This window comes from Pseudomonas sp. CHM02 (genome assembly GCF_000612585.1).
GTDB lineage: Bacteria > Pseudomonadota > Gammaproteobacteria > Pseudomonadales > Pseudomonadaceae > Aquipseudomonas.
Map to the genome: position 1 here is coordinate 43,153 of NZ_JFCA01000019.1, position 16,286 is coordinate 59,438.

Annotated in this window: 17 protein-coding genes; 12 read left to right on the top strand and 5 right to left on the bottom strand. The window is 62.4% G+C overall.

Annotated elements, in window-relative coordinates:
* Nucleotides 1-28: 28 nt before the first annotated feature.
* Both BM70_RS0112660 and rph read right to left on the bottom strand, forming a co-directional pair.
* Nucleotides 29-400: a DUF4870 domain-containing protein gene (locus BM70_RS0112660; RefSeq protein WP_025856354.1), complete on the bottom strand. Its 372-nt coding sequence runs from the start codon at nucleotides 398-400 to the stop codon at nucleotides 29-31.
* Between the two features lie 22 nt (nucleotides 401-422).
* Complete coding sequence (gene rph, locus BM70_RS0112665; protein ID WP_010207511.1) at nucleotides 423-1,145, bottom strand: ribonuclease PH; 723 nt, start codon at nucleotides 1,143-1,145, stop codon at nucleotides 423-425.
* A 185-nt stretch (nucleotides 1,146-1,330) separates the two neighbouring features.
* Here rph and BM70_RS0112670 point away from each other — a divergent pair, with 185 nt between their 5' ends.
* The 6 genes from BM70_RS0112670 (at nucleotide 1,331) to BM70_RS0112695 (ending at nucleotide 6,642) form a co-directional block, all read left to right on the top strand.
* A complete protein-coding gene (locus tag BM70_RS0112670) occupies nucleotides 1,331-2,194 on the top strand; it encodes a YicC/YloC family endoribonuclease (RefSeq protein ID WP_025856355.1) in 864 nt (287 codons plus the stop codon).
* Between the two features lie 10 nt (nucleotides 2,195-2,204).
* On the top strand, nucleotides 2,205-2,825 hold the full coding sequence (gene gmk, locus BM70_RS0112675; RefSeq protein ID WP_025856356.1) for a guanylate kinase: 621 nt from the start codon (nucleotides 2,205-2,207) through the stop codon (nucleotides 2,823-2,825).
* A gap of 167 nt (nucleotides 2,826-2,992) precedes the next feature.
* On the top strand, nucleotides 2,993-3,256 hold the full coding sequence (gene rpoZ, locus BM70_RS0112680) for a DNA-directed RNA polymerase subunit omega (RefSeq protein ID WP_003176920.1): 264 nt from the start codon (nucleotides 2,993-2,995) through the stop codon (nucleotides 3,254-3,256).
* A 60-nt stretch (nucleotides 3,257-3,316) separates the two neighbouring features.
* Nucleotides 3,317-5,422, top strand: a complete 2,106-nt coding sequence (gene spoT / locus BM70_RS0112685; RefSeq protein WP_017735756.1) for a bifunctional GTP diphosphokinase/guanosine-3',5'-bis pyrophosphate 3'-pyrophosphohydrolase — start codon at nucleotides 3,317-3,319, stop codon at nucleotides 5,420-5,422.
* Between the two features lie 39 nt (nucleotides 5,423-5,461).
* Complete coding sequence (locus BM70_RS0112690; protein WP_003176922.1) at nucleotides 5,462-5,842, top strand: RidA family protein; 381 nt, start codon at nucleotides 5,462-5,464, stop codon at nucleotides 5,840-5,842.
* 56 nt (nucleotides 5,843-5,898) lie between these two features.
* Nucleotides 5,899-6,642, top strand: a complete 744-nt coding sequence (locus tag BM70_RS0112695; RefSeq protein WP_025856357.1) for a hypothetical protein — start codon at nucleotides 5,899-5,901, stop codon at nucleotides 6,640-6,642.
* A 59-nt stretch (nucleotides 6,643-6,701) separates the two neighbouring features.
* On the opposite strand, the gene BM70_RS0112700 is transcribed toward BM70_RS0112695, so the two are convergent.
* Complete coding sequence (locus tag BM70_RS0112700) at nucleotides 6,702-7,553, bottom strand: SDR family oxidoreductase (RefSeq protein ID WP_025856358.1); 852 nt, start codon at nucleotides 7,551-7,553, stop codon at nucleotides 6,702-6,704.
* Nucleotides 7,554-7,741: 188 nt separating this feature from the next.
* Here BM70_RS0112700 and exbB point away from each other — a divergent pair, with 188 nt between their 5' ends.
* The 6 genes from exbB (at nucleotide 7,742) to BM70_RS0112730 (ending at nucleotide 14,770) form a co-directional block, all read left to right on the top strand.
* Nucleotides 7,742-8,722, top strand: coding sequence for a tonB-system energizer ExbB (gene exbB, locus BM70_RS0112705; RefSeq protein WP_025856359.1), 981 nt, complete (start codon nucleotides 7,742-7,744; stop codon nucleotides 8,720-8,722).
* Nucleotides 8,723-8,728: 6 nt separating this feature from the next.
* Nucleotides 8,729-9,154 (top strand): TonB system transport protein ExbD, encoded by a 426-nt coding sequence (gene exbD / locus BM70_RS0112710; RefSeq protein WP_025856360.1) that lies wholly within the window; start codon nucleotides 8,729-8,731, stop codon nucleotides 9,152-9,154.
* Nucleotides 9,151-9,900 carry an energy transducer TonB gene (locus tag BM70_RS0112715; protein ID WP_025856361.1) on the top strand — a complete coding sequence of 250 codons (750 nt, stop codon included), beginning with the start codon at nucleotides 9,151-9,153 and terminating at the stop codon, nucleotides 9,898-9,900. Before exbD ends, BM70_RS0112715 begins: the two co-directional genes overlap by 4 nt.
* A 305-nt stretch (nucleotides 9,901-10,205) precedes the next feature.
* Nucleotides 10,206-11,126, top strand: coding sequence for a hydrogen peroxide-inducible genes activator (locus tag BM70_RS0112720; RefSeq protein ID WP_015886540.1), 921 nt, complete (start codon nucleotides 10,206-10,208; stop codon nucleotides 11,124-11,126).
* Between the two features lie 8 nt (nucleotides 11,127-11,134).
* Nucleotides 11,135-13,210 (top strand): ATP-dependent DNA helicase RecG, encoded by a 2,076-nt coding sequence (gene recG, locus BM70_RS0112725; protein ID WP_025856362.1) that lies wholly within the window; start codon nucleotides 11,135-11,137, stop codon nucleotides 13,208-13,210.
* Nucleotides 13,211-13,369: 159 nt separating this feature from the next.
* Entirely contained in the window at nucleotides 13,370-14,770 is a 1,401-nt protein-coding gene (locus tag BM70_RS0112730; RefSeq protein WP_025856363.1) for an aminoacyl-tRNA deacylase and HDOD domain-containing protein, read from the top strand.
* Between the two features lie 90 nt (nucleotides 14,771-14,860).
* On the opposite strand, the gene BM70_RS0112735 is transcribed toward BM70_RS0112730, so the two are convergent.
* Together BM70_RS0112735 and tagQ are read right to left on the bottom strand one after the other, a co-directional pair.
* Nucleotides 14,861-15,238, bottom strand: coding sequence for a hypothetical protein (locus tag BM70_RS0112735; RefSeq protein ID WP_025856364.1), 378 nt, complete (start codon nucleotides 15,236-15,238; stop codon nucleotides 14,861-14,863).
* A 124-nt stretch (nucleotides 15,239-15,362) separates the two neighbouring features.
* The gene (gene tagQ / locus BM70_RS0112740; protein ID WP_025856365.1) at nucleotides 15,363-16,286 is read right to left on the bottom strand and encodes a type VI secretion system-associated lipoprotein TagQ; all 924 of its coding nucleotides are present in this window, start codon (nucleotides 16,284-16,286) and stop codon (nucleotides 15,363-15,365) included.

Below are 16,286 nucleotides of genomic sequence, written 5' to 3' on the forward strand. Positions count from 1 at the left end.
CACTGTCGGTTTTTTTTGTGGGTGCTCATTATTTGATCAGGCGCCAGGTCAAGGGGTAGCGATAAACAATCCCCTTGTTGGCCTTGATGCTGCCAATGATGGTCAGCACCACCGTGGCGATCGCCAGGGCAACCATCAGGAAAAAGCCAATCACTGCAAAAGCCAGCACGATGCACGCTATCCAGGCGATGGCCACGGTGATCTGGAAGTTCAGCGCTTCCTTGCCCTGATCATCAATGAACGGGTCCACTTCTTTCTTCATCTGCCACAGGATCAGTGGCCCCACGACGCTGCCGAAGGGGAACACGAACCCCAGAAACGCCGCGAGATGGCACAACATCGCCCCCTGACGCACTTCATACGAAGGCGTAGGTACCGGCATTTGGCTGTTGTCATTCATGGCGCTTCTCCTTGAGACGAGCTCAGTCAGCCAGGGCGGCGTTCTGCAGCTCGAAGATTTCGGTCATGCCTTTCTGGGCCAGGGCCAGCATGGCGTTCAGGTCGGCCGGCTGGAATGGCGCACCTTCGGCGGTGCCCTGCACTTCGATGAAACCACCGGTGCTGGTCATGACCACGTTCAGGTCGGTCTCGGCGGCCGAGTCTTCCAGGTAGTCCAGGTCCAGTACTGGCTCGCCCTGGTACATGCCTACCGACACCGCGGCGATCATCTGCTTGAGTGGGTCGCCCGCTTTCAGGCCACCGCGCTTCTTGATCACTTTCAGAGCGTCGACCAGGGCCACCATGGCGCCGGTGATGGATGCGGTACGGGTGCCGCCGTCAGCCTGGATCACGTCGCAGTCGACGTACAGGGTCACGTCGCCCAGCTTGGACATGTCCAGGGCTGCGCGCAGGGAGCGGCCGATCAGACGCTGGATTTCCAGGGTACGACCGCCTTGCTTGCCACGGCTGGCTTCACGCTGGTTACGCTCGCCGGTGGCGCGCGGCAGCATGCCGTACTCGGCGGTCAGCCAACCCTGGCCCTGGCCTTTAAGGAAGCGCGGCACGCCGTTTTCGACGCTGACGGTGCAGATCACCTTGGTATCGCCAAACTCGACCAGTACAGACCCCTCGGCGTGTTTGGTGTAGTTGCGGGTGATGCGGATCGAGCGGAGCTGATCGGCAGCGCGACCACTTGGACGTTTCATAGGGAGACACCTGTACTGAGGACGAAAAACTGCCGAGCATTATAGAGCCGCGAGCCGGTTCGGGGCACTGCTAAAAAATTCGGTTACGAATGCTCGGGTTTGGGCGTGTCTGCCCCACTGCGCTACAATCCTGCGCCTTCTTAATCATCAGCCCGTATTTGCGGGCTGCAACGCGAGGTACCTCCATGGTGCACAGCATGACCGCCTTCGCCCGCGTCGAAAAAGCCGGCATACAAGGCACCCTGAGCTGGGAACTGCGCTCGGTCAACAGCCGTTACCTGGAGCCGCACCTGCGCCTGCCGGAGTCGTTCCGCGACCTCGAAGGCGCTGTCCGTGAAGCGCTGCGCCAGGGTATTTCCCGCGGCAAGCTGGAATGCACGCTGCGCTTTACCGAGGAAACCACCGGCAAGCCGCTGCAGGTCGACCGCGACCGCGCCGCGCAACTGGTGGCCGCCGCCGAAACCATCGCCGGCCTGATCAAGCAGCCCGCCGCGCTCAACCCCCTGGAAGTGCTGGCGTGGCCCGGCGTGCTGGTGGCCGACGCCACCGACCCGCAAGCCCTCAACGCCGAAGCCCTGGCCCTGTTCAACCAGGGCCTGAAGGAGCTCAAGGCCGGCCGCGAGCGCGAAGGCGCCGAACTGGCGCGCCTGATCAACGAGCGCCTGACCTCGATCGAAGAAGACGTCGTCACCCTGCGCGAGCTGGTTCCACAGATGCTCGCCACCCAGCGCCAGAAGGTGCTCGACCGCTTCACCGACATGAAGGCCGACCTCGACCCGGTGCGCCTGGAGCAGGAAATGGTCCTGCTGGCGCAGAAGAGCGACGTGGCCGAAGAGCTTGACCGCCTGAGCACCCACATCCTCGAAGTGCGCCGCGTACTCAAGTCCGGCGGTGCCGCCGGTCGGCGCCTGGACTTCCTGATGCAGGAACTCAACCGCGAAGCCAATACACTGGGCTCCAAGGCGTTCGATCCGCGCACCACCACCGCCGCGGTCAACCTCAAAGTGTTGATCGAGCAGATGCGCGAACAAGTACAGAATATTGAGTAAGGCAACCTCCATGACCCACAGCACCGGCACCCTTTACATCATTTCCGCCCCTTCGGGCGCGGGCAAGAGCAGCCTGGTCAAGGCCCTGACCGACGCTGACGAGCAGATCCGCATCTCGGTCTCCCACACCACCCGCGCCATGCGCCCGGGCGAGGTGAACGGCGTGCACTATCACTTCGTCGAACGCACCGAGTTCGTCAAGATGATCGAACACGGTGACTTCCTGGAGCGCGCCGAAGTGTTCGGCAACCTCTACGGCACCTCGCAGAGCCACTTGCAGCAGACCCTGGACGAAGGCCACGACCTGATCCTGGAAATCGACTGGCAAGGCGCCGAACAAGTGCGCCAGTTGATGCCCAAGGCACGTTCGATCTTTATCCTGCCGCCGTCGCTGGAAGCGTTGCACCAGCGCCTGACCAACCGTGGCCAGGACAGCGACGAGATCATCGAAGGTCGCATGCGTGAGGCCGTCAGCGAAATGAGCCACTACGTCGACTACGACTACCTGATCATCAATGACGATTTTGCCCACGCACTGGACGACCTGAAGGCGATTTTCCGCGCCAATCAGCTCCAGCAAAAGCGCCAGCAGCAGCGTTTCGGCAGATTACTCGCTGAACTGCTCGGCTGATTGGCTCTTCCCAAAACCGCTGCAAGGGCTTTACATTGGCACTTGTAGCGGTTTTGCGAGGGCCTGCGAAAAATCAGCGCTTCCCTAAACGCTGGTGATTTTTTAAACTGTTCAGTCCGCTCGCCCAACCGGGCAGCGCGCATCTTGCATTCGCTCCGAGGAATACCATGGCCCGCGTAACCGTTGAAGACTGCCTAGAACACGTGGATAACCGCTTTGAGCTGGTCATGCTCTCTACCAAGCGTGCCCGTCAACTGGCCACTGGCGGCAAAGAGCCCCTGGTCCAGTGGGAAAACGACAAGCCTACCGTTGTAGCCCTGCGTGAAATCGCTGAAGGCCTGATGAGCTACGAGTTCATCGCCAACGCTGAAATCGTTGAAGACGAACCGCTGTTTGCAGCGTTCGAGGACGAGTCCAACGAGGCCGTCTAAGCCTATGCCTGGTCGACGTAGCACGGCGCAGGGTCACAGCCAACGGCAGGAGTTGATACTTTGCCGAGCATAGACGCCCTCGCCGATCGCTTATCGACCTACCTCGGCCCAGACCAGGTCAACCTGGTCCGCCGAGCGTACTTCTACGCCGAACAAGCCCACGACGGCCAACGCCGCCGCAGCGGCGAGGCGTATGTCACCCATCCTCTTGCGGTGGCAAATATTCTTGCCGACATGCACATGGACCACCAGAGCCTGATGGCTGCCATGCTGCATGACGTGATCGAAGACACCGGCATCGCCAAGGAAGCGCTCAGCGCGCAATTTGGCGAAACCGTGGCCGAACTGGTCGACGGGGTCAGCAAACTGACCCAGATGAATTTCGAGACCAAGGCCGAAGCCCAGGCGGAAAACTTCCAGAAGATGGCCATGGCCATGGCGCGCGATATCCGCGTGATCCTGGTCAAGCTGGCCGACCGGCTGCACAACATGCGCACGCTGGAAGTGCTGTCCGGCGAAAAACGCCGGCGCATCGCCAAGGAAACCCTGGAAATCTACGCGCCCATCGCCAACCGGCTGGGCATGCACGCCATTCGTATCGAATTCGAAGACCTCGGCTTCAAGGCCATGCACCCGATGCGTTCGGCGCGCATCTACCAGGCGGTCAAGCGCGCCCGGGGCAACCGCAAGGAAATCGTCAACAAGATCGAAGAGTCCCTGAGCCATTGCCTGGCGATCGACGAGATCGAAGGCGAGGTCAGCGGACGGCAGAAGCACATCTACGGCATCTACAAGAAGATGCGCGGCAAGCGCCGGGCCTTCAACGAGATCATGGATGTGTATGCATTCCGGATCATCGTCGACAAGGTCGACACCTGCTACCGCGTGCTGGGCGCTGTACATAATTTGTACAAACCCCTGCCGGGCCGCTTCAAGGATTACATCGCGATTCCCAAGGCCAACGGCTATCAATCGCTGCATACCACGCTGTTCGGTATGCATGGCGTGCCGATCGAGATCCAGATCCGCACCCGCGAAATGGAAGAGATGGCCAACAACGGCATCGCCGCCCATTGGCTGTACAAATCCAGCGGCGACGAGCAGCCCAAAGGCACCCATGCCCGCGCCCGCCAGTGGGTCAAGGGCGTGCTGGAAATGCAGCAACGGGCCGGCAACTCCCTGGAATTCATCGAAAGCGTGAAGATCGACCTGTTCCCGGACGAGGTCTACGTGTTCACGCCCAAAGGCCGGATCATGGAGCTGCCCAAAGGCTCCACGGCCGTCGATTTTGCGTACGCCGTGCACACCGACGTGGGCAACAGCTGCATCGCCTGTCGGATCAATCGTCGTCTCGCGCCGCTGTCCGAACCGCTGCAAAGCGGCTCCACGGTCGAGATCGTCAGTGCACCGGGCGCACGCCCGAACCCGGCCTGGCTCAACTTCGTGGTCACCGGCAAGGCGCGCACACACATCCGTCACGCCTTGAAACTGCAGCGCCGCTCCGAATCCATCAGCCTGGGCGAGCGCCTGCTGAACAAGGTGCTCAACGGTTTCGACAGCGCTCTGGACAAGATTCCTGCGGAGCGCGTGCAAGCGATGCTCCACGAGTATCGCCAGGAAACCATCGAAGACCTGCTGGAAGATATCGGCCTGGGCAACCGCATGGCTTATGTCGTCGCCCGCCGCCTGCTCGGCGAAGGCGAACAGTTACCAAGCCCGGAAGGCCCGCTGGCGATTCGCGGCACCGAGGGCCTGGTGCTCAGCTACGCCAAGTGCTGCACCCCGATCCCGGGCGACCCGATTGTTGGCCACTTGTCTGCGGGCAAAGGCATGGTGGTGCACCTGGACAACTGCCGCAACATCACCGAAATCCGCCACAACCCGGAAAAATGCATCCAGCTCTCGTGGGCCAAGGATGTCACCGGCGAATTCAACGTCGAGTTGCGGGTGGAGCTGGAACACCAGCGCGGCCTGATCGCCCTGCTCGCCAGCAGCGTCAACGCGGCCGACGGCAATATCGAAAAAATCAGCATGGACGAGCGCGATGGCCGCATCAGCGTGGTTCAACTGGTGGTCAGCGTCCACGACCGCGTGCACCTGGCCCGCGTGATCAAGAAACTGCGTGCCTTGACCGGGGTCATCCGCATCACCCGCATGCGTGCATAGCGCTTCAAATGAACCCCACTTAATTACAAGGAGTCATTCATGACCAAGACTGTTATCACCAGCGACAAAGCCCCCGCCGCCATCGGCACTTACTCCCAGGCGATCAAGGCGGGCAACACCGTCTACATGTCCGGCCAGATCCCGCTGGACCCAAAGACCATGGAGCTGGTGGAAGGTTTTGAGGCCCAGACCGTACAGGTCTTCGAAAACCTCAAGTCGGTGGCCGAAGCGGCCGGCGGCTCGTTCAAGGACATCGTCAAGCTGAACATCTTCCTCACCGACCTGAGCCACTTCGCCAAGGTCAACGAGATCATGGGCAAGTACTTCGAACAGCCGTACCCAGCCCGCGCCGCCATCGGCGTTGCCGCCCTGCCAAAGGGTGCGCAGGTTGAGATGGACGCGATTCTGGTCATCGAGTAAAACACCCGGCGCAGCCCCCACAGGCTGCGCCGACTTCGTTTCAGAAGGATTTCATGATGCGCAAAGCGCTTGTAGCCTCATCAATGCTCGCCCTGTTGCTCGGCGGCTGTGCCAGCAACCCTGCCGACCTGGATGTGAGCGGCACCTGGATCAACCAGGTCGCCATCGATGCGGCAGCCAAGGGCGGCCCTTTGCGCGAAGCCCTGCAGAGCTTTGGCCCGAACCTCGAATGGGAGGTCAATACCAAGGCCTCGCAGGCACGCTACTACAACGGTTTTGAAGTAGCGGAAGGCAAGCTGCTCGGTGAAAAATCCGGCGCCTGGAGCGTGGATTTCTACGGCAGCTCCGCCACCGAACTCAAGCGCAAAGGCAAACAACTGCTGCAAGTGGCCAATGACAACGAGCCTGAACAGCTGTTTGCCCGTGCCAAAGAGCCTGCGCCGGACGGCGCCCCCATCGGCGCCAACTTCGAGCGTGCGCTGTACGCGGCCTACATGGGCGGCGACTGGAAGATCGCCGACGGCTTCGGCAGCGGCGCCATCGTACAGTTCCAGGCTAACGGCAAGGTCGCCGGCCTGCCAAATGTCGATCAGTACTCGTTGTGCCTGGCGGGTGACTGCGCCTCCATGAGCGGCGGCTACGACAGCATCTGGCTGCAACTCAATGGCCAGGGCAACCCGTGGATCTTCATCCGCAAGGGCAAGCAACTGGAGATCTTCCAGGCGATCAATACCGCGCAGGCGGATGAAGTGCCCTCGTTTACGCCAGGCCCACGCCAGTGGCTGCTTGAAAAGCAATAAGCAGCCGAACGCGCATCCAAATGTGGGAGCAAGCCCGCTCCCACATTTTTCACCGCATTTCAGCCTTTCAGGATCGCCGCGTAGCCTTCCCGGTAAGTCGGGTAAGTCGGCACCCAACCCAGCGCCTTGATACGCGCATTGCTGCACTGCTTGCTGCCAGCACGCCGCACACTCGCATCATCGGCCCACTCAGTCACACCCAGGTACTCGCGCAACCAATCGACCACCTCGGCCAGCGGCGCAGGCGCATCGTCGACGCCGATGTAGACCTTGTCCAGCGAACCGCCCTTCTCCACATGCCGCAACAAGAAGGCCAGCAAACCCGCTGCGTCATCCACGTGAATGCGGTTGCCATATAAAGGTGGGTCGATTGCCACGCGGTAGCCTTGTCGAACCCGGCTCAGCAGCGACTCGCGACCGGGGCCATAGATGCCAGTCAGGCGCACAACGCTCGCCGGGATACCGCTGTTGAGTGCGACGTGCTCAGCTTCCAGCATCACCTGCCCGGAATAACCCTTCGCTTGAGTCTCCGACGTTTCGTCGACCCACTCGCCATTCTGCTGCCCGTAGACACTGCTGCTGGATACAAACAGCAGGTGTCTGGGCTCCTGGCCGTAATCACCCAGCCACTCCAGCACATGTTTCAGCCCTTGTACGTAGGCGGCGCGATAGCCAGCCTCGTCGTGATCTGTCGCAGCCGCGCAGTACACCAGGTAATCCACCCCGCCGATCGGCCAGGTGTCAGGGCAATCCTTCTTGAACAGATCGCCGGCAATGCCGATCACCCCCTCAGGGAGCCGTGAAATATCGCGGCGCAGGCCATGAACCTCCCATTCCGAGGCGAGCAATTGGCTAGCCAGCCGACTCCCCACATCGCCACATCCGGCAATCACAACAGAAGGCGCTGACATCACAAAACTCCGCACTGAAAGGTCTAGGTTAGCCTTCGCAGATGACCGGCGGCTATAAAAAGGGCAAATAAAGTAACTGTATTACTTTAGTTAACAAGAATTACTTGCAATAATAACCGCCCATTTGTCCCCGACTTCCCAAAGTCCGGTAGGACAATCACTCATTTTTTCTCTCAGGTCCGGCCAGCATGACACGTAATACAACCCCCGCTTCGCCAACCAAGCTTCACAGCCCATCCCGCGCCTGGCGCGCGATTGCTGCGCTGCTGTTCAGCGTACTGCTGGCACCGACCGCCGCCTTCGCTGACGCCACCGCGCCGGCCACCCCGGCTGCTGCCGAGCACAACACCGCCGCACCGGCAGCACCTGGCGCAGCGCCAGCCGCTACCGACCCGGCCCAGGCTGCTGACCCCGCCTCCGCCGACGACACCGGTGTAGTGCTGGAAGAAGACAACACCCTGGGCATGGCCCACGACCTGTCCCCATGGGGCATGTACCAGAACGCTGACGTAGTGGTGAAAGCCGTCATGATCGGCCTGGCCATCGCCTCGATCATCACCTGGACCATCTGGATCGCCAAAGGCTTCGAGCTGCTGGGCGCCAAACGTCGCCTGCGCAACGAAATCGTTCACCTGAAAAAGGCCACCACCCTCAAGGAAGCCAGCGAAAGCGCGACCAAGAAAGGCACCCTGGCCAACACCCTGGTGCACGACGCGCTGGAAGAAATGCGCCTGTCGGCCAACGCCCGCGAAAAAGAAGGCATCAAGGAACGTGTTGCGTTCCGCCTGGAGCGCCTGGTGGCGGCCTGCGGTCGTAACATGAGCAGCGGCACCGGCGTACTGGCGACCATCGGTTCCACAGCACCCTTCGTCGGTCTGTTCGGTACCGTGTGGGGCATCATGAACAGCTTCATCGGCATCGCCAAAACCCAGACCACCAACCTTGCCGTCGTTGCTCCAGGCATCGCCGAAGCCCTGCTGGCGACTGCCCTGGGCCTGGTTGCCGCGATTCCCGCGGTGGTGATCTACAACGTCTTCGCCCGTTCGATTGCCGGCTACAAGGCCCAGGTATCGGACGCGTCGGCAGAAGTCCTGCTGCTGGTGAGCCGCGACCTCGATCACCTGCCTACCGAGCGCAGCTCGCAACCGCACATGGTGAAAGTGGGGTAATCGGCCATGGGCCTGCATTTGAATCAAGGCGACGACGAACTCGTCGAGAACCACGAAATCAACGTCACGCCGTTTATCGACGTGATGCTGGTGCTGCTGATCATCTTCATGGTGGCGGCACCGTTGGCGACCGTGGACATCAAGGTTGACCTGCCCGCGTCCAGCGCCAAGCCGGCGCCGCGGCCAGAGAAACCGATCTTCCTCAGCGTCAAGGCGGACCAACGCCTGTTCCTGGGTGAAGAAGAAGTCAAGACTGAAACCCTGGGACCGGTGCTCTACGCCAAGACCCAAGGCAAGAAAGACACGACGATCTTCTTCCAGGCTGACAAGGGCGTGGACTACGGCGACCTGATGAGCGTGATGGATGCCCTGCGGGCAGCCGGCTACCTCAAGGTAGGCCTGGTCGGACTTGAGACGGCAGCCAAGAAATGATCACGACGCGCCACAAACTGACGCGTTATGGCACCAGCCTCGCCGTCGTACTGGGCGTGCATGCCGTCGCGATCGCGATCGCGCTTCATTGGTCAGCGCCGCACACGGTGCAGTTGCCACCGGCCGCCATGGTCATCGACCTGGCTCCGATGCCAGCCCCGCCGCCGCCGGCGCCGCCCAAGGTGGTAACGCCGCCACAGCCGCCTGCACCGGTAGAAGAGTTGCCTCTGCCGAAACTGGCCGAGGCCCCCAAGCCGACGATCCAGGTGCCCAAGCCGGTCAAGCCCAAACCCAAACCGCAGCCGCCCAAGCCGGTAGAGAAGAAGATCGAGCCGCCCAAGGAGAAACCCTCCGAGGACCCGCCGAGCGATGCTCCGCCGACCAACGCGCCGGCTGAAAAATCGGCCCAGCCCGTACCTGGCCCGTCGCCGCAGCAGGTCGCCGCCAAAGCGTCCTGGGAAGGCACCCTGCTGGCACACTTGCAGAAGTACAAGAAGTACCCGCCAGGCGCCCAGGCCCGTGGCAAGGAAGGGCTGAACCGCCTGAAGTTCGTGGTGGATGCCGACGGTAACGTGCTGTCCTACGAGTTGGTGGGCCGCTCCGGCAACGCCGACCTGGACCGCGCCACACTGGACATGATCCGTCGTGCCCAGCCGCTGCCCAAGCCTCCGTCGGACATGCTCAAAGGTGGCAGCATCGAGATCGTTGCACCGTTCGTGTACAACATCGAGAAACGCCGCCGCTAAGGATTGCGGGAGCCAGCTTGTGTGGGAGCTGGCTTGCTGTGGTGAGTGGGGCTTGCTGTGGTGAGCAGGCTTGCTGTGGTGAGCAGGCTTGCCCTGCGCTGGGCTGCGAAGCAGCCCTTTGGTTCCCGTCGGGGGACAAGCCCCCTCACCACAGCAAGCCCACACATTTGGTCTCATCGCCTCAAATAATCCGCTTTTCAGCTAAATCCTCCGCACTCCTCGCTCAATCCCCACCAAAGTTCTGATAACGTGCGTCTATCGATTGCAGCCGGTATGCTTGGCCCGCAACCTCATGGACGCCCGCTATGACTCTTACAGAATTACGCTACATCGTTACCCTCGCCCAAGAGCAGCACTTCGGCCACGCGGCCGAGCGTTGCCACGTCAGCCAGCCGACGCTGTCGGTGGGCGTGAAGAAGCTTGAAGACGAACTCGGTGTGCTGATTTTCGAGCGCAGCAAAAGCGCCGTGCGCCTCACCCCGGTGGGCGAAGGCATCGTTGCCCAGGCCCAGAAGGTGCTGGAGCAAGCGCAGAGCATTCGCGAGCTGGCCCAGGCCGGCAAGAACCAGCTGACCGCACCGCTTAAAGTCGGCGCCATCTACACCGTCGGCCCGTACCTGTTCCCGCACCTGATCCCGCAACTGCACCGCGTCGCGCCGCAGATGCCGCTGTATATCGAAGAAAACTTCACCCACGTGCTGCGCGACAAACTGCGCAATGGCGAGCTGGACGCGATCATCATCGCCCTGCCGTTCAATGAAGCCGACGTGCTGACCCTGCCGCTCTACGACGAGCCGTTCTACGTACTGATGCCGGCTTCCCACCCGTGGACGCAGAAAGACACCATCGACGCTGGCCTGCTCAACGACAAGAGCCTGCTGCTGCTCGGCGAAGGCCACTGCTTCCGCGACCAGGTGCTCGAAGCCTGCCCAACCCTGACCAAGGGCAACGACGGTGCCAAGCACACCACCGTGGAATCCAGCTCCCTGGAAACCATTCGCCACATGGTCGCTTCCGGCCTGGGCATTTCGATCCTGCCGCTGTCGGCGGTGGACAGCCATCACTACGCCCCCGGGGTGATCGAAGTACGCCCGCTCACGCCGCCGGTGCCGTTCCGCACCGTGGCGATCGCCTGGCGCGCCAGCTTCCCACGGCCCAAGGCCATTGAGATCCTCGCCGACTCGATCCGCCTGTGTTCGGTGGCCAAGCCGCCTGCCGCGAGCTAAGCAAGGGTATGACTGAGCTGTCGCAGGTGTCGGTGACGGCACTCAAGGGTGTCGGTGAAGCCATGGCCGAGAAGCTGGCCAAGGTCGGCCTGGAGAACCTCCAGGACGTGTTGTTCCACTTGCCCCTGCGCTATCAGGATCGCACCCGCGTGGTGCCCATCGGCCAGTTGCGGCCCGGGCAGGATGCGGTGGTCGAAGGCACCGTCAGCTGCGCCGACGTGGTGATGGGCAAGCGCCGCAGCCTGGTGGTGCGCCTGCAGGACGGCACCGGTGGCCTGAGCCTGCGCTTCTATCATTTCAGCAACGCGCAGAAGGAAGGCCTCAAGCGTGGCACCCGCGTGCGCTGCTATGGCGAAGCCCGGCCCGGCGCCTCGGGCCTGGAGATCTATCACCCGGAATACCGCGCCATCACCGGGGAAGAGCCGCCGCCGGTCGACACCACGCTCACCCCGATCTACCCGCTCACCGAAGGCCTGACCCAGCAACGCCTGCGCCAACTGTGCATGCAGACCCTGACGATGCTCGGCCCAAAGAGCCTGCCCGATTGGCTACCTGTGGAACTCGCCCGCGACTATCAACTGGCGCCGCTGGACGATGCGATTCGCTACCTGCATCACCCGCCTGCCGACGCCGATGTCGACGAATTGGCCCTCGGCCATCACTGGGCCCAGCACCGCCTGGCCTTTGAAGAACTGCTGACCCACCAACTGTCCCAGCAGCGCCTGCGCGAAAGCATGCGCTCCCTGCGTGCGCCAGCGATGCCCAAGGCCACGCGTTTACCTGCGCAATACCTGGCCAACCTGGGCTTTGCGCCGACCGGTGCCCAGCAACGCGTCGGTAATGAAATCGCCTACGACCTCAGCCAGCAGGAGCCCATGCTGCGGCTGATCCAGGGCGACGTGGGCGCGGGCAAGACCGTGGTCGCCGCCCTCGCCGCCTTGCAAGCCCTCGAAGCCGGTTACCAGGTGGCGCTGATGGCGCCCACCGAAATCCTCGCCGAACAGCACTTCATCACCTTCAAGCGCTGGCTCGAACCGCTGGGCCTGGAAGTGGCGTGGCTGGCCGGCAAGCTCAAGGGCAAGAATCGCACGGCTGCACTCGAGCAGATCGCCGGTGGCGCACCGATGGTGGTGGGCACCCACGCGCTGTTCCAGGACGAAGTGCAGTTCAAGAACCTGGCCCTGGTGATCATCGACGAACAGCACCGCTTCGGCGTGCAACAGCGCCTGGCCCTGCGCCAGAAAGGCGTCGGCGGGCGCATGAACCCGCACCAGTTGATCATGACCGCCACACCGATCCCGCGCACCCTGGCCATGAGCGCCTACGCCGACCTCGACACCTCGATCCTCGACGAGCTGCCGCCCGGCCGTACCCCGGTCAATACCGTATTGGTCACCGACACCCGGCGGGTCGAGGTGATCGAGCGGGTCCGCGGCGCCTGCGCCGAAGGTCGCCAGGCGTACTGGGTATGCACGCTGATCGAAGAGTCCGAAGAGCTGACCTGCCAGGCCGCCGAGACCACCTTTGAGGACCTCACCAGCGCCCTCGGCGAACTCAAGGTCGGGCTGATCCACGGGCGAATGAAGCCCGCTGAAAAAGCCGCGGTGATGGCCGAATTCAAGGCCGGCAACCTGCAACTGCTGGTCGCCACCACGGTGATTGAAGTGGGCGTGGACGTTCCCAACGCCAGCCTGATGATCATCGAAAACCCCGAGCGCCTGGGCCTGGCGCAGTTGCACCAACTGCGTGGGCGTGTCGGCCGGGGCAGCGCCGCCAGCCATTGCGTGCTGCTCTACCACCCGCCGCTGTCACAGATCGGCCGCCAGCGCCTGGGCATCATGCGCGAAACCAATGACGGCTTTGTCATCGCCGAAAAAGACCTCGAACTGCGCGGGCCCGGCGAAATGCTTGGCACTCGCCAGACCGGCCTGCTGCAATTCAAGGTCGCCGACCTGATGCGCGACGCCGACCTGCTCCCTGCCGTGCGTGATGCGGCGCAAGCGCTGCTCGAGCGCTGGCCGGATCACGTCAGCCCATTGCTGAACCGCTGGCTGCGCCACGGCCAACAATACGGCCAGGTCTGATACGCCCTGTAGGCGCCGGGGGGGGACGCCTAGTTCTTGCCGGCGATAGCGCCCGAAAGCCGAGCCCCATAGCCAACCGCGTCACAAACCGCAGTTAGTCGACCAACATATGTATCAAGCTGGTTATACTTCGACGACTGTAAGAAATTGGATCAGGCCATGTCAGAAGTTGCCCTCGCCACAGCCCCACTGACCGCCCCGCCGGTCATTCGGGCTCTGCTCGCAAAACTCGCCATCCCCTACTCGGAAGTCGTCGATCTACCGGGCCTGAATCCTGCGCGAAAGGTCCAGGCGGTGCTGCTGGAAGACGCGGTGGGCGCACTGATGGTGCTGTTCCCGCAGAACCAGTTGCTCGACCTCAACCGTCTCGCCGAACTCACCGGCCGCCGCCTCACCGCGGTATCGCCGGACCGCGTCGAGCGTATGCTGGGCAAACACGACCTGAGCCTGCTGCCGGGCCTGCCGCCCCTCACCAGTTCGCCATGCCTGTACGAAGGCAGCCTGCTCGATGAGCCGAGCTTGCTGGTGCATTCGGGTGAAGCCGGGCTGCTGCTGGAAATCGCCACCGACGCCTTCAAGACCCTGCTCACCAAGGCCAGCGCCGGCCACTTCGGCGAGCCGCTGAGCAATATCCGCCCCAACCTCGACCGACCCAATGATGACCGTGAGGAAATCACCCAGGCGATGCAGGCGTTCACGGCCCGCCGCATCCAGCAGCGCCTGGAAGCGACCATCGAGATCCCGCCGCTGGCCGACACCGCGCAGAAGATCATCAAGCTGCGCGTCGACCCCAACGCCACCATTGATGACATCACCGGCGTGGTGGAAACCGACCCGGCGCTGGCCGCACAAGTAGTGAGCTGGGCTGCATCGCCTTACTACGCGTCGCCGGGAAAAATCCGCTCCGTTGAAGACGCCATCGTGCGCGTGCTGGGCTTCGACCTGGTGATCAACCTGGCGCTGGGCCTGGCGCTGGGCAAGACCCTGAGCCTCCCCAAGGACCATCCGCATCAGTCCACGCCGTACTGGCACCAGTCGATCTACACCGCCGCCGTGATCGAGGGCCTGACCCGCGCCATGCCCCGTGCCCAGCGCCCGGAAGCCGGACTGACCTACCTGGCCGGCCTGTTGCACAATTTCGGCTACCTGTTGCTGGCCCACGTGTTCCCGCCGCACTTCTCGCTGATCTGCCGCCACCTGGAGGTCAACCCGCACCTGTGCCACAGCTATGTCGAGCAACACTTGCTGGGCATCAGCCGCGAGCAGATCGGTGCCTGGCTGATGCGCTACTGGGACATGCCGGACGAACTGTCCACCGCCCTGCGCTTCCAGCACGATCCGACCTACGATGGGCAATATGCGGAGTATCCAAACCTGGTGTGCCTGGCCGTGCGCTTGTTGCGTAGCCGGGGGATTGGCTCCGGGCCGGACGAGGCGATTCCGGATGCGCTGCTGGAGCGCCTGGGCTTGAGCCGTGACAAGGCTGATGAGGTGGTTGGCAAAGTGCTGGATGCCGAGGTGCTGTTGCGCGAATTGGCGTCACAGTTCAGCCAGGGCTGACCCACCACCTGTTACATCGCCATCGCCGGCAAGCCGGCTCCTACTGAATTTGTGTAGGAGCCGGCTTGCCGGCGATGAATCAACCCGTTTTCAACCCTTCTTTTTCTTCGGCTTCAGATACTTGGTCAACCCCTGGAACCAGATCACCAGCGCCGGGTTGCCCTTGATCTGGATCGACTTGTCCTGAATCCCCGTCATGAACGCCAATTGCTTGTTCTTCGCCTGCATCGTGGCAAAGCCGTAGGCGGCATCTTTAAACGCAATGGCAAACGCCGGCGCCGGGTGAACACCCGAGCGGCTGGTGATGCGTTGGTCTTTGACGATGAAATGACGGGCAACCTTGCCGTCGAGGGTCTGCAGTTGGAAGGCCAGGTCTTTGTCACCCAACTGCTGCTGGAAGGCGGGATTGGTGCGGCTGGCTTTGCCCATCATCAGGCCCAGCACCCACAAGAGAAGACGAAATTTCATGCACACGGCCTCGGTGTAATTATTGAGTGGCCGCAGCAGTTTAACGATTTGCAGAAAGAACGCCACCGATCTCGCGCATTAGCAGGAGATCGGCTGGCGTTTGACGCTTATAGCAGCATGTTACTTAAACGTTTGGGCAAGGTACCGGGGCCCAATCGGCCAGGTTCGGATCGCGGCAGCTGCCTTCGAGCTGTGCCTTGCCGGCGCTGGCGACCTGCTTGCTTTCAGCTTGCTTGGCCTGCACGGTCTGGATGCTCTTCTCGGTGGTGACCGCTTCTTTCGGCACGACTGGCAGAGCCGGCTTTTTCGCAACCTTGACCGGCTTCTTGCCCTTGGCCGGAGCGACCACAGGTGCGGTGTCGGCAGTAGCGACGGTGACGACGTCGTTACGCTGCACGCCCACTTGCTGCAGGTCTTTCTCGTAGGCCTGGGTGTAGTTGTTCAGGTCTTCGCTGGCCTTGCCGTTGACCGCAACGATCAGGTCATTGGATTCCTTCAAGCCCGCCACGATTTCCGCCAGGCGCTTGCGGCCTTCGGTGTCGTTGACGGTCTTGGCCTTGCGGTCGGCCACCAGCTTGGTGAATGCGCTCTGGTAGCACTGCTGCGACGCTTTGGCGTAGGCGGTGCTACGGTCAATGTCGGACGCGCTTTTGTTGAAGTCGGTGGAGTAGGACGCAATGCGCTGGTTGTCATCGCTGATCTGCTTCTGGCGCTCGGTGTAGTAACCCGCCGCGCCGCCAGCCAGGGCACCGCCCGCGGCACCGATGGCGGCGTTGCGGCCGCGCTTGTCGGAGTCGCCGGTCAGAGCGCCCAGCAGTGCACCGCCGGCCGCGCCGAGCGCCGCGCCGGTCACGACCGACTTGGTCATGTCCGAATCGGTCGCACGCAGGTGCTGCACCGGCTCGTAGCAGTTCGGGTAGTACTCGACCTTGGTGCTCGACGCGACCTTGGAGGCCGGCGACGTGGCGCAACCGGTCAGCACGGTGCTGAAACCGGCCGCGATCAGCAGCAAGTGACGCTTGGAAACCGCCTTACGGGAAAAAAGCAT

What these genes read in the sequence shown, in the direction of transcription:
- BM70_RS0112715 (WP_025856361.1), top strand. Translation starts at nt 9,151, where the DNA reads ATGATCACGACGCGCCACAAACTGACGCGTTATGGCACCAGCCTCGCC.
- rpoZ (WP_003176920.1), top strand. Translation starts at nt 2,993, where the DNA reads ATGGCCCGCGTAACCGTTGAAGACTGCCTAGAACACGTGGATAACCGC.
- recG (WP_025856362.1), top strand. Translation starts at nt 11,135, where the DNA reads ATGACTGAGCTGTCGCAGGTGTCGGTGACGGCACTCAAGGGTGTCGGT.
- gmk (WP_025856356.1), top strand. Translation starts at nt 2,205, where the DNA reads ATGACCCACAGCACCGGCACCCTTTACATCATTTCCGCCCCTTCGGGC.
- BM70_RS0112670 (WP_025856355.1), top strand. Translation starts at nt 1,331, where the DNA reads ATGGTGCACAGCATGACCGCCTTCGCCCGCGTCGAAAAAGCCGGCATA.
- BM70_RS0112720 (WP_015886540.1), top strand. Translation starts at nt 10,206, where the DNA reads ATGACTCTTACAGAATTACGCTACATCGTTACCCTCGCCCAAGAGCAG.
- tagQ (WP_025856365.1), bottom strand. Translation starts at nt 16,286, where the DNA reads ATGCTTTTTTCCCGTAAGGCGGTTTCCAAGCGTCACTTGCTGCTGATC.
- BM70_RS0112660 (WP_025856354.1), bottom strand. Translation starts at nt 400, where the DNA reads ATGAATGACAACAGCCAAATGCCGGTACCTACGCCTTCGTATGAAGTG.
- BM70_RS0112695 (WP_025856357.1), top strand. Translation starts at nt 5,899, where the DNA reads ATGCGCAAAGCGCTTGTAGCCTCATCAATGCTCGCCCTGTTGCTCGGC.
- BM70_RS0112735 (WP_025856364.1), bottom strand. Translation starts at nt 15,238, where the DNA reads ATGAAATTTCGTCTTCTCTTGTGGGTGCTGGGCCTGATGATGGGCAAA.
- BM70_RS0112700 (WP_025856358.1), bottom strand. Translation starts at nt 7,553, where the DNA reads ATGTCAGCGCCTTCTGTTGTGATTGCCGGATGTGGCGATGTGGGGAGT.
- exbB (WP_025856359.1), top strand. Translation starts at nt 7,742, where the DNA reads ATGACACGTAATACAACCCCCGCTTCGCCAACCAAGCTTCACAGCCCA.
- exbD (WP_025856360.1), top strand. Translation starts at nt 8,729, where the DNA reads ATGGGCCTGCATTTGAATCAAGGCGACGACGAACTCGTCGAGAACCAC.
- BM70_RS0112690 (WP_003176922.1), top strand. Translation starts at nt 5,462, where the DNA reads ATGACCAAGACTGTTATCACCAGCGACAAAGCCCCCGCCGCCATCGGC.
- BM70_RS0112730 (WP_025856363.1), top strand. Translation starts at nt 13,370, where the DNA reads ATGTCAGAAGTTGCCCTCGCCACAGCCCCACTGACCGCCCCGCCGGTC.
- rph (WP_010207511.1), bottom strand. Translation starts at nt 1,145, where the DNA reads ATGAAACGTCCAAGTGGTCGCGCTGCCGATCAGCTCCGCTCGATCCGC.